Annotated in this window: 13 protein-coding genes; 11 read left to right on the top strand and 2 right to left on the bottom strand. The window is 70.7% G+C overall.

Annotation, left to right across the window (positions count from 1 at the left end; genetic code table 11):
• Positions 1-28: 28 nt before the first annotated feature.
• From AB0G63_RS01635 to AB0G63_RS01590, 10 genes are all read left to right on the top strand, one after another.
• Positions 29-1726 (top strand): nitrite/sulfite reductase, encoded by a 1698-nt coding sequence (locus tag AB0G63_RS01635; protein ID WP_360742528.1) that lies wholly within the window; start codon positions 29-31, stop codon positions 1724-1726.
• Positions 1723-1902 (top strand): hypothetical protein, encoded by a 180-nt coding sequence (locus AB0G63_RS01630; protein WP_360742525.1) that lies wholly within the window; start codon positions 1723-1725, stop codon positions 1900-1902. Before AB0G63_RS01635 ends, AB0G63_RS01630 begins: the two co-directional genes overlap by 4 nt.
• Positions 1899-2609: a phosphoadenylyl-sulfate reductase gene (locus tag AB0G63_RS01625; RefSeq protein ID WP_360742522.1), complete on the top strand. Its 711-nt coding sequence runs from the start codon at positions 1899-1901 to the stop codon at positions 2607-2609. The genes AB0G63_RS01630 and AB0G63_RS01625 overlap by 4 nt, the downstream gene beginning before the upstream one ends.
• Positions 2606-3175, top strand: a complete 570-nt coding sequence (cysC, locus tag AB0G63_RS01620; RefSeq protein ID WP_324786806.1) for an adenylyl-sulfate kinase — start codon at positions 2606-2608, stop codon at positions 3173-3175. The genes AB0G63_RS01625 and cysC overlap by 4 nt, the downstream gene beginning before the upstream one ends.
• Positions 3172-4110 (top strand): sulfate adenylyltransferase subunit CysD, encoded by a 939-nt coding sequence (gene cysD, locus AB0G63_RS01615; protein WP_360742518.1) that lies wholly within the window; start codon positions 3172-3174, stop codon positions 4108-4110. Before cysC ends, cysD begins: the two co-directional genes overlap by 4 nt.
• 2 nt (positions 4111-4112) lie before the next feature.
• Positions 4113-5447, top strand: a complete 1335-nt coding sequence (locus AB0G63_RS01610; RefSeq protein ID WP_360742515.1) for a GTP-binding protein — start codon at positions 4113-4115, stop codon at positions 5445-5447.
• Positions 5448-5670: 223 nt separating this feature from the next.
• Entirely contained in the window at positions 5671-6774 is a 1104-nt protein-coding gene (locus AB0G63_RS01605; RefSeq protein ID WP_360742512.1) for an aliphatic sulfonate ABC transporter substrate-binding protein, read from the top strand.
• Between the two features lie 10 nt (positions 6775-6784).
• Entirely contained in the window at positions 6785-7594 is an 810-nt protein-coding gene (locus AB0G63_RS01600; protein ID WP_360742509.1) for an ABC transporter ATP-binding protein, read from the top strand.
• A complete protein-coding gene (locus tag AB0G63_RS01595) occupies positions 7581-8459 on the top strand; it encodes an ABC transporter permease (protein ID WP_360742506.1) in 879 nt (292 codons plus the stop codon). The genes AB0G63_RS01600 and AB0G63_RS01595 overlap by 14 nt, the downstream gene beginning before the upstream one ends.
• A 6-nt stretch (positions 8460-8465) precedes the next feature.
• Positions 8466-9203 (top strand): sirohydrochlorin chelatase, encoded by a 738-nt coding sequence (locus AB0G63_RS01590; protein ID WP_360742503.1) that lies wholly within the window; start codon positions 8466-8468, stop codon positions 9201-9203.
• A gap of 453 nt (positions 9204-9656) precedes the next feature.
• On the opposite strand, the gene AB0G63_RS01585 is transcribed toward AB0G63_RS01590, so the two are convergent.
• Positions 9657-10274, bottom strand: coding sequence for a DsbA family protein (locus tag AB0G63_RS01585; protein WP_360742500.1), 618 nt, complete (start codon positions 10272-10274; stop codon positions 9657-9659).
• Between the two features lie 55 nt (positions 10275-10329).
• A complete protein-coding gene (locus AB0G63_RS01580; RefSeq protein WP_360742497.1) occupies positions 10330-10950 on the bottom strand; it encodes a TIGR03086 family metal-binding protein in 621 nt (206 codons plus the stop codon).
• A gap of 515 nt (positions 10951-11465) precedes the next feature.
• Here AB0G63_RS01580 and AB0G63_RS01575 point away from each other — a divergent pair.
• Positions 11466-11999, top strand: coding sequence for a winged helix-turn-helix domain-containing protein (locus AB0G63_RS01575; protein ID WP_360742494.1), 534 nt, complete (start codon positions 11466-11468; stop codon positions 11997-11999).
• The last annotated feature ends 22 nt before the right edge of the window (positions 12000-12021 follow it).

Raw genomic sequence — 12021 nt, 5'->3', positions numbered from 1 at the left:
CCCGCCTGTCCCGAAGGACGTGTCAACCATGGCCGCCACCCCACAGAACCCTGCCGCCGCGCCTGTCCGCCGCAAGGTGAGCCGTCACCGCGGTGAGGGTCAGTGGGCCGCCGGGCACCACACCCCGCTCAACGGCAACGAGCAGTTCAAGAGGGACGACGACGGTCTCAATGTGCGGACACGCATTGAGACGATCTACTCCAAGCGCGGGTTCGACTCGATCGACCCCAACGACCTGCGCGGGCGCATGCGTTGGTGGGGCCTGTACACCCAGCGCAAGCCCGGGATCGACGGCGGCAAGACCGCGGTCCTGGAGCCGGAGGAGCTGGACGACAAGTACTTCATGCTGCGCGTGCGCATCGACGGCGGCGCTCTGACGACGCAGCAGCTGCGTGTCATCGGCGAGGTCTCGCAGGAGTTCGCGCGCGGCACCGCCGACATCACCGACCGGCAGAACGTCCAGTACCACTGGATCCGCATCGAGGACGTCCCCGAGATCTGGAACCGGCTCGAGGGCGTCGGCCTGTCCACGGTCACCGCCTGCGGCGACACCCCGCGCGTGATGATCGGCTCCCCCGTCGCCGGCATCGCCGAGGACGAGATCATCGACGGCACGCCCGCGCTGGAGGAGATGAAGCGCCGCGTGCTGGGCAACAAGGCGTACTCGAACCTCCCGCGGAAGTTCAAGACGGCCATCTCCGGCTCGCCCGTGCTGGACGTGGTCCACGAGATCAACGACGTGGCGTTCGTCGGCGTCCGCCACCCCGAGCACGGCCCCGGCTTCGACCTGTGGGTCGGCGGCGGCCTGTCCACCAACCCCAAACTGGGTGTGCGGCTGGGCGCTTGGGTGGCGCTGGAGGACGTCCCGGACGTCTACGAGGGCGTGCTGTCCATCTTCCGCGACTACGGCTACCGGCGGCTGCGCAACCGCGCCCGCCTCAAGTTCCTGGTCGCCGACTGGGGGCCGGAGAAGTTCCGCCAGGTGCTGGAGGACGAGTACCTGCACCGCAAGCTGACCGACGGTCCCGCCCCCGAGCAGCCGCTCCAGCAGTGGCGCGACCACATCGGCGTGCACCGGCAGAAGGACGGCCGCTACTACGTCGGTTTCGCCCCGCGTGTCGGCCGCGTCGACGGCGCCACCCTGACGAAGATCGCCGACCTCGCCGAGGCGCACGGCTCGGGCCGGGTCCGCACCACCGTCGAGCAGAAGATGATCGTCCTGGACGTCGAGCAGGACCGGGTCGACTCGCTCGTCGAGGGTCTGGAGGCGCTGGACCTCACCGCCCGGCCGTCCTCCTTCCGGCGCGGCACCATGGCCTGCACCGGCATCGAGTTCTGCAAGCTCGCCATCGTCGAGACCAAGCAGCGCGGCAGCTCCCTGATCGACGAACTGGAGCGCCGCCTCCCGGACTTCGACCAGCCCATCACCATCAACCTCAACGGCTGCCCGAACGCCTGCGCCCGTATCCAGGTGGCGGACATCGGTCTCAAGGGCCAGCTCGTCCTCGACGACAAGGGCGAGCAGGTCGAGGGTTACCAGGTGCACCTCGGCGGCGCGCTCGGCCTGGAGGCCGGGTTCGGCCGGAAGGTGCGCGGCCTGAAGGTCACCGCCGACGGACTGCCGGACTACATCGAGCGCGTGCTGAAGCGGTTCCAGGCCGAACGCGAGGACGGCGAGCGCTTCGCCGCCTGGGCCGCCCGCGCTTCCGAGGAGGCGCTGTCGTGAGCGAGCGGGCCGCACCGTTCTACTGCCCCTACTGCGGCGACGAGGACCTCCGCCCGAACGAGGAGGGCCACGGGGCCTGGGAGTGCGCGGCGTGCAACCGGGCCTTCCGGCTGAAGTTCCTCGGGCTGCTCGCCCGGGGCCTTCAGCACACCGACGCAGGGGGAGAGCAGCCATGACGACCGTTCAGGAAGACCGCACGACGGAGGATCTGAAGGCGCTCGCCGAACAGGCCGGCCGGGACCTCGAGGACGCCTCCGCCCTGGAGATCCTCCAGTGGGCCGCCGAGAACTTCGGCAAGCGCTTCTGCGTGACCTCCTCGATGGAGGACGCGGTGGTCGCCCACCTCGCCTCCCGCGCCCTGCCCGGCGTGGACGTCGTGTTCCTCGACACCGGCTACCACTTCCCGGAGACCATCGGCACCCGCGACGCGGTCGAGGCCGTGATGGACGTCAACGTCATCACGCTCACGCCGCAGCAGACGGTCGCCGAACAGGACGCCGAGTACGGCCCGAAGCTGCACGACCGCGACCCCGACCTGTGCTGCAAGCTGCGCAAGGTGCGGCCGCTGGAGCAGGGCCTGCGCGGCTACCTGGCCTGGGCGACCGGCCTGCGCCGCGACGAGTCCCCGACCCGCGCGAACACGCCGGTCGTCGGCTGGGACGAGAAGCGGCAGAAGGTCAAGATCTCCCCGATCGCCCGCTGGACCCAGGACGACGTGGACGCCTACGTCGCCGAACACGGCGTCCTCACCAACCCGCTGCTGATGGACGGTTACGCCTCCGTCGGCTGCGCGCCCTGCACCCGCCGGGTCCTGGCGGGCGAGGACGCACGGGCCGGCCGCTGGGCCGGCCGCGCCAAGACCGAGTGCGGGCTGCACGAATGACGACGACCACCGAGACCCAGGAGAACCACGTGACCACCGGAGCCACCGTCTGGCTCACGGGTCTGCCGAGCGCCGGCAAGACCACCATCGCGTACGAGCTGGCCGCCCGCCTGCGCGAGGAGGGCCACCGCGTCGAGGTGCTGGACGGCGACGAGATCCGCGAGTTCATCTCGGCGGGCCTCGGCTTCAGCCGCGAGGACCGGCACACCAACGTGCAGCGCATCGGCTTCGTCGCCGAACTCCTCGCCCGCAACGGCGTGAAGGCGCTCGTCCCGGTGATCGCGCCGTACGCGGACAGCCGCGAGGCGGTGCGCAAGCGCCACCAGGACAGCGGAGCGCCGTACGTCGAGGTGCACGTGGCGACCCCGGTCGAGGTGTGCTCGGTCCGTGACGTGAAGGGCCTGTACGCCAAGCAGGCGGCGGGCGAACTGTCCGGTCTCACCGGGGTCGACGACCCCTACGAGGAGCCGGAGACGCCCGACCTGCGCATCGAGTCGCAGCACCAGACCGTCCAGGAGTCCGCGGCCGCGGTGCACGCGCTGCTCACCGAAAGGGGACTGGCATGACGACGACCGTCGCCGCAGTGGCGGAGGACACGGACAGCCCGTACGCGCTCTCCCACCTCGACGCGCTGGAGTCCGAGGCGGTGCACATCTTCCGGGAGGTCGCGGGCGAGTTCGAGCGGCCGGTGATCCTGTTCTCCGGCGGCAAGGACTCCATCGTCATGCTGCACCTGGCGCTGAAGGCGTTCGCGCCGGCGCCGGTGCCGTTCTCGCTGCTGCACGTGGACACCGGGCACAACTTCCCCGAGGTGCTGGAGTACCGGGACCGCACGGTCGCCCGGCACAACCTGCGGCTGCACGTGGCGTCCGTACAGGACTACATCGACCGGGGTGTGCTCAAGGAGCGCCCGGACGGCACCCGCAACCCGCTGCAGACGCTGCCGCTGACGGAGAAGATCCAGAGCGAGCGGTTCGACGCGGTCTTCGGCGGCGGACGCCGCGACGAGGAGAAGGCCCGCGCCAAGGAGCGGGTGTTCAGCCTCCGTGACGAGTTCTCGCAGTGGGACCCGCGCCGCCAGCGGCCCGAGCTGTGGAACCTCTACAACGGCCGCCACGCGCCCGGCGAGCACGTCCGCGTCTTCCCGCTGTCCAACTGGACCGAGCTGGACGTCTGGCAGTACATCGCCCGGGAGGGCATCGAGCTGCCGGAGATCTACTTCGCCCACGAGCGCGAGGTGTTCCAGCGCGGCGGCATGTGGCTGACGGCCGGCGAATGGGGCGGGCCGAAGGACGGCGAGACCGTCGAGAAGCGGCAGGTGCGCTACCGCACGGTCGGTGACATGTCCTGCACCGGCGCCGTCGACTCCGACGCGACCACGCTGGACGCCGTGATCGCCGAGATCGCCGCCTCCCGGCTGACCGAGCGCGGCGCGACCCGCGCCGACGACAAGCTCTCCGAGGCCGCGATGGAAGACCGCAAGCGCGAGGGGTACTTCTAATCATGAGCACGATCACGACCGAGGAACTCTCGGCCACCACGCTGCTGCGGTTCGCCACCGCCGGCTCCGTCGACGACGGCAAGTCCACGCTCGTCGGACGGCTGCTGCACGACTCCAAGTCGATCCTCACCGACCAGTTGGAGGCCGTGCAGCGCGCCTCCGCGAGCCGCGGCCAGGACGGTCCCGACCTGGCACTGCTGACGGACGGCCTGCGCGCCGAACGCGAGCAGGGCATCACCATCGACGTCGCCTACCGCTACTTCGCCACCGCGCGCCGCCGGTTCATCCTCGCCGACACCCCCGGGCACGTGCAGTACACCCGCAACATGGTCACCGGCGCCTCGACGGCCGAGCTGACGGTGATCCTGGTCGACGCCCGCAACGGCGTCGTCGAGCAGACCCGCCGGCACGCCGCGATCGCCGCGCTGCTGCGCGTCCCGCACGTCGTCCTCGCCGTCAACAAGATGGACCTGGTCGACTACCGGGAGCCGGTGTTCGCCGCGATCGCCGAGGAGTTCACGGCGTACGCGACCGAACTGGGCGTCCCGGAGGTCACCGCGATCCCGATCTCCGCGCTGGCCGGCGACAACGTCGTGGAGCCGTCCTCGAACATGGACTGGTACGGCGGCCCGACCGTGCTGGAGCACCTGGAGACGGTCCCGGTCAGCCACGACCTCAGCCACTGCCACGCCCGGCTGCCCGTGCAGTACGTGATCCGGCCGCAGACCGCCGAGCACCCCGACTACCGCGGCTACGCGGGCCAGATCGCCGCCGGTTCCTTCCGGGTCGGCGAGCCGGTCACCGTGCTGCCCTCGGGCCGCACCTCGCGGATCTCCGGCATCGACCTGCTGGGCAGGCCGGTCGACGTCGCCTGGACCACCCAGTCGGTGACCATCCTGCTCGAGGACGACATCGACATCTCGCGCGGCGACCTGATCGTGCCCACCAAGGACGCCCCGGCGACCACGCAGGACATCGAGGCGACCGTCTGCCACGTCGCCGACGCCCCGCTGACCGTCGGCCACCGGGTGCTGCTCAAGCACGGCACCCGCACGGTCAAGGCGATCGTCAAGGACATCCCGTCCCGGCTCACCCTCGACGACCTGTCCCTGCACCCGCACCCCGGGCAGCTCGTCGCCAACGACATCGGCCGGGTCAAGATCCGCACCGCCGAGCCGCTGCCGGTCGACTCCTACGCCGACTCCCGCCGCACCGGCTCGTTCATCCTGATCGATCCCAGCGACGGCACCACCCTCACCGCCGGCATGGTCGGCGAGTCGTTCGCCTCCCCGGAGCCCGTCAAGGACGAGTCCGAGGACGACGGGTGGGACTTCTGACATGACGACGACCACCGACTACTACTCCACGTTCGCGAAGGAGGGCGGCCGCGTCGGCAGCGGCGTCCTCGGCAGCGGGCAGGGCGGAGTGACGCGATGTGTGCGCTGACGTACGCGCACTGCCTGCGCGCCCGCACCCCCCACCGCCGTAGACGCAGACCTGCCGACCTCCCGGCCACGACCTGAGTACGTGACCGCCGGGCCGACGAGAGGAACACCTCCCGTGCCTGCCAACAACGCCGTCCGCCGCAGCCTCGCGGTGATAGCCGCGCTCCCCCTGCTCACCCTCGCCGCCTGCGGCTACGGGTCCCAGGCCAAGGACGACGACACCGCCAAGGTCGCCACCGGCGCCGACAAGATCGAGGGCCTCGACTCCGTCAAGATCGGCTACTTCGGCAACCTGACCCACGCCACCGCACTGGTCGGCCGTCAGCAGGGCACCTTCCAGAAGGAACTCGGCGCCACCAAGGCCGAGTACGCCACCTTCAACGCCGGCCCGTCCGAGATCGAGGCCCTCAACTCCGGCTCCATCGACATCGGCTGGATCGGCCCGTCCCCGGCGATCAACGGCTACACCAAGTCGAACGGCAAGAGCCTGAAGATCATCGGCGGTTCGGCGTCCGGCGGCGTGAAGCTGGTCGTCAACCCGAAGAAGGTCACGTCCCTGAAGGACGTCAAGGGCAAGAAGATCGCCACCCCGCAGCTCGGCAACACGCAGGACGTGGCGTTCCTCAACTGGATCGCCGACCAGGGCTGGAAGGTCGACGCGCAGAGCGGCAAGGGCGACGTCACGGTCGTCCGCAGCGACAACAAGGTGACGCCGGACGCGTTCAAGGCCGGTTCCATCGACGGCGCCTGGGTGCCGGAGCCGACCGCGTCCAAGCTGGTCGCCGAGGGCGGCAAGGTGCTGCTGGACGAGGCGACGCTGTGGCCGGACAAGAAGTTCGTGATCACCAACATCATCGTGCGGCAGAGCTTCCTCAAGGAGCACCCGAAGGCCGTCGAGGCGGTCCTGAAGGCATCGGTCGAGACCAACAAGTGGATCAACGCCAACCCGGACAAGGCCAAGGCCGTGGCGAACAAGCAGCTGGAGGCCGACTCCGGCAAGGCCCTCCCGGCCGCCGTCCTCGACCCCGCGTGGAAGTCGATCCAGATCACCGACGACCCGCTGGCCGCCACCCTCAACACCGAGGCGGAGCACGCGGTCAAGGCGGGCCTGCTGGAGAAGCCCGACCTGAAGGGCATCTACGACCTGACGATCCTGAACAAGGTCCTCAAGGGCGAGGGCGAGAAGACGGTCGACGACGCCGGTCTCGGCACCAGCTGAGGCAAGTCCGATGAGTACCCAGGAGGTGACGACCATGGCCACGACCACGACCCTCGCCAAGGCCGACGAGACCGTCGAGTACGCGGCGCGCCTTGAGCACGTCTCGAAGTCCTTCACGGGGCCGGGCGGGCAGCAGCTCGTCCTGGACGACATCAGCATCGATGTCGCGCCCGGCGAGTTCGTCACCCTCCTGGGTGCCTCGGGCTGCGGCAAGTCCACGCTGCTGAACCTGGTGGCGGGCCTCGACGAGCCGACCGCCGGCGCCATCACGACGGACGGCCGCCCGGCCCTGATGTTCCAGGAGCACGCCCTCTTCCCGTGGCTGACCGCGGGCAAGAACATCGAACTCGCCCTGAAGCTCAGGGGAGTTCCCAAGCCCGAGCGGCGCGGCAAGGCCGAGGAGCTGCTCGAACTCGTCCGGCTGAAGGGCGCGTACGGCAAGCGCGTGCACGAGCTGTCGGGCGGCATGCGGCAGCGGGTGGCGATGGCCCGCGCGCTGGCCCAGGAGAGCAGCCTGCTGCTGATGGACGAGCCGTTCGCGGCGCTGGACGCCATCACCCGGGACGTGCTGCACGACGAACTGACCCGTATCTGGCAGGAGACCGGGCTGTCGGTCCTGTTCGTCACGCACAACGTGCGCGAGGCGGTGCGGCTCGCCCAGCGTGTCGTGCTGCTGTCGTCCCGGCCGGGCCGCATCGCGCGCGAGTGGCGGGTCGGCATCCCGCAGCCGCGCCGCATCGAGGACGCCCCCGTGGCGGAACTGTCCCTCGAGATCACCGAAGTACTGCGTGGGGAGATCCGCCGCCATGGCCAGCACTGAGACGACGACCGCCCAGGACACCGGGAGCGTCGAGGCGGGCCTCGACGCGCTGGAGACCACGGCCACCGGCCGGACCCCGCTGCGGCAGACCGTCGTCGACAAGATCGTGCCGCCGGTCGTCGCGATCGCGGTGGTCCTGGTGGCCTGGCAGTTCCTCTTCGGCATCGTCGACGACCCCTCCAAGCTGCCGTCCCCCTCCGCCGTGGGCGGCAAGTTCAAGGACGCCTGGCTCGACGGCACGCTGCTCGGCTACATCTGGACCAGCGTCTCGCGCGGCCTGCTGGGCTTCTTCTTCGCGCTGCTGATCGGCACCCCGCTGGGGCTGCTGGTGGCGCGGGTGAAGTTCGTGCGGGCGGCGCTCGGGCCGATCCTGTCCGGGCTGCAGTCGCTGCCGTCCGTGGCGTGGGTGCCGCCGGCCGTGATCTGGCTGGGCCTGAACAACTCGATGATGTACGCGGTGATCCTGCTCGGCGCGGTGCCGTCCATCGCCAACGGCCTGGTGTCGGGTGTCGACCAGGTGCCGCCGTTGTTCCTGCGGGCGGGCCGCACCATGGGCGCCACGGGCGTGAAGGGCACCTGGCACATCACCCTGCCGGCCGCGCTGCCCGGCTATGTGGCGGGCCTGAAGCAGGGGTGGGCGTTCTCCTGGCGTTCGCTGATGGCCGCGGAGATCATCGCGTCCTTCCCCGATCTCGGGGTCGGACTGGGCCAGTTGCTGGAGAACGGCCGCAACGCCAGCGACATGGCGATGGTGTTCGAGGCGATCCTGCTCATCCTGTTCGTCGGCATCGCCATCGACCTGCTCGTCTTCAGCCCGCTGGAGCGGTGGGTGCTGCGCAGCCGCGGCCTGCTGGTGAAGGGCTGAACCGCCGTGTCCCGTCCGGTACTTCTCGTCGTCGCCCACGGCAGCCGCGACCCACGGCACGCAGCGACCGTACACGCCCTGGTCGGGCGGGTGCGGTCGCTGCGGCCGGGGCTGCGCGTGGAGACCGGCTTCCTGGACTTCAACGTCCCGTCCGTGCACGGGGTGCTGCGGTCCCTGGCGGCTCAGGGCATCCGTGACGTGGTGGCCCTCCCGCTGCTGCTGACGCGGGCCTTCCACGCGAAGGCGGACATCCCGGCGGTCCTCAGGGACGCGCCGCCGCGGCTGCGGATCCGTCAGGCGGACGTGCTCGGCCCGTCGCCGCTGCTGCTGTCCGCCCTGGAACGGCGGCTGGCCGAGGCCGGGCTGCCGCCCGCCGAAAAGTCCTCGACCGGGGTCGTGCTGGCCTCGGCGGGGTCCTCAGACCCGGAGGCGATCGCAGTGATCGCTGACATCGCGCGGGAGTGGCGGCACACCGGTTGGTGCGCCGTGCGGCCTGCGTTCGCCTCCGCGGCCCTGCCCCGCACCGAGGACGCGGTGCGGGAACTGCGGGCGCTGGGCTGCTCCCGGGTGGCGGTCGCCCCGTACGTCCTGGCCCCCGGTTTCCTGCCGGACCGCATCGCGCGGGGCGCGGCGGAGGCGGACGTCCTCGCCGATGTGCTCGGCCCGGCGCCCGAGGTGGCGCGGCTGCTGCTGGAGCGGTACGACGCGGCGCGGCTGCCGCTGGCGGCGGCGGTCGGCGCCTGAGCGCTCCGCTGGGTTCGCCGGGAATCACCGCGACGGTAAGGCCGTCGGTCGTCCGGCGCGCCGTCGTGGCCGGTCGCGCGGTTCCCCGCGCCCCTTCAGGGCATTGCCCAACCCGAGCGCGCAGGCACCCGGACCGACTACACGAAGGACAGGGCGCCTGAACACTCCGGGTCCGCCGGAAATCACCGCGACGGTAAGGCCGTCGGTCGTCTGCTGCGCCGTCGTGGCCGGTCGCGCGGTTCCCCGCGCCCCTTCAGGGCATTGCCCAACCCGAGCGCGCAGGCACCCGGACCGACTACACGAAGGACAGGGCGCCTGAACACTCCGGGTCCGCCGGGAATCACCGCGACGGTAAGGCCGTCGGTCGTCTGCTGCGCCGTCGTGGCCGGTCGCGCAGTTCCCCGCGCCCCTTGAGGGCGTTGCCGAACCGGAGCGGTCCGGCGCCCCACCTGCCTAGTCGAAGGACAAGCCGCCCGTGCGGGTGCGTTTCAGTTCGAAGAAGTCCGGGTGTGTGGCCAGGACGCGGAAGCTGTCGAAGAGTTCGGCCGCCCGTGGCCCGCGCGGGACCGCCCGCAGCACCGGCCCGAACCACACCGTGCCGTCGACGTGCACGGTCGGCGTGCCCACGTAGCCGCCCGACTCCGGCTCGGCGCCCGCCTCGTGGCTGCGGCGCACCGCGTCGTCGTACGACGGGTCGTGCGCGGCGGCGGCGAGGCCGGCGTCGAGTCCGAGTTCGGCGAGCGCCTCGGCGGTCACGGCGTCGAAGTCGCCGGCCCCGCGTTCGTGGATGCGGGTGCCGAGCGCGGTGTACAGGTCGCGCAGGATCTTCTCGCCGTGCCGTTCGGCGGCGGCGACGGCGACCCGGACCGGGCCGATCGACCTGTCGACCAGGTCGCGGTACCAGTCGGGGAGTTCGTTGCCGGTGTTGTGCAGGTAGAGGCTCATCACGTGGAAGCGGAGGTCGAGCGGGCGCTCCCGCTCGACCTCCAGCAGCCAGCGGGAGGTGATCCAGGCGAAGGGACAGGCGGGGTCGAACCAGAAGTCGACGCGGGTGGGTGATCCGTTCGTCATGCCCTCGACGCTAGCCGTCGGGTAGCACAGCGTCTCGGTCCAATCGGGCGCCTTCTCATCGGTCCAATGCGGTTCGGGACAGGCGCGGGTCGCGTCCGCTGGCGGCGAGCGCGCGGTCGAAGGCGGGCGCGTCCTCGGGCACCGGCACCGGATCGGCGAAGCCGTCGTACTGCCGGTAGAGGTCGCCGTGCTTCTCGACCACGCCGAGCACGAAGCGGGCCGCCTCGGGCGAGACGCGCAGTTCCTGGCCGGTGGCGGTGGCGACGTCCCAGCCGTGCACCGCCATCTCCTTGATCACCATGGAGGCGATGTCGACGGCGGGCACCTTCGCCATGCCGAGATCGATCTCGCCCTCCCATGCCGCGGGATCGGCCCAGGCCGCGACGGCGCGCTGGAGCCGGTCGGCGTACGCCTCGGCCCAGTCGGGCTCCGCGGTGAAGTCGCGGGAGGTCAGTTCCTCGGGGAGCTGCTTGCGCAGCGCGCGGTGCTCCAGGCCGTGGGAGGTGTAGAGGACCCAGTGGTTGACCAGCGCCCGGACGTCCCAGCCGGGGCAGTGGGTGGGGTCGCTCAGCCGGTCCGCCGGGACGCCGCGCGCGATGCGGGCAGCCTCGGCGGCGCATTCGGCCATGTGGGCGTGCAGCTCGTCGGTTCCGGGGTTCAGGTCGTCGTGCGTCATGCACACCACGCTAGGGACAGCCCGCCGAGGACTCTTGAACAAACGCGACACCCGCCCCGGCGTACCCGCTCACAGGGCCGATGGCCGTGGATACAGCGCGCGGTCGCCGAGCCGGAACGCTTCCGACAGGCAGGCGCCCCGGTCGAGTCCGGCGCACCGGCGGAGGTACACCTGCGCCGCATGTGAGGCATGTCATGAAAAGAACACCAATGAGAGTGACCACCAGGCGAGACCGGACCGTCCTTCCCTACAATTCCTATCGGTTTACTAGGAAAAGGTTGACGGCCCGTCCGTCGGATGCGGAGGATGCATGTATGTCTTCCGCGCAGCAACGACTCGCTCGTCGTCGGCACGTCGACTTTGTTCACGCCGGCAGCGTCCCCCGCCATTGCATGTGAGGCACGCGCCCCACACGCCGCGAGTGCCACTCCGCTCCTTCTCCCTCATTCCAGGTGGTCAGGCGAACCCACCCCACTGGGCCTGACGACCCGACGTACTCATGAAGGACGACCGTCATGACCACGGGACTTCCGGCCCAGGCCACTCCACCGGATGCACCGCCACCGGACATGCGCCGTCTCCGCCTCGTGGACGACACCGCGCAGAGCGACACGCAGGAGGGTGGTTCCCCGCCCCTGGTCGGCTACCTCATCCTCGTTCCCGAGGGCACCGATCCGGCCGGGCTCTTCGCCAAGGGCGTGACACGGCCCGAGATCCGACCGGTCGCCTACACGGACTCACCTCCCGTGCGGCAGACGGGAGAGGGAGTCGTCCGGGTCGACACCGGACGACATGTCGCAGAGGTGGACGGACGTGAACTCGACCTGAGCTACCTGGAGTTCGAGCTGCTCGCCCACCTCGTTCGGCAACCCCACCAAGTGCACTCGCGCGAGGCGTTGATAGCCGGCGTCTGGGGCTACGACCACATCGGCGACGGCCGCACCGTGGACGTCCACATCGCGCGCCTGCGCCGCAAGCTGGGCAGCGCACACCGGCACCGGATCGTCACCGTACGGGGCGTGGGCTACAAGTACGTGCCCGACCAATGAGAGATTCTCAACACCGCCTGCG

The organism is Streptomyces sp. NPDC020996 (assembly GCF_040641355.1).
Taxonomy (GTDB): domain Bacteria; phylum Actinomycetota; class Actinomycetes; order Streptomycetales; family Streptomycetaceae; genus Streptomyces.
Note: the sequence above shows the minus strand (reverse complement) of the source record. Positions and strands in the feature narration are given on the sequence as shown.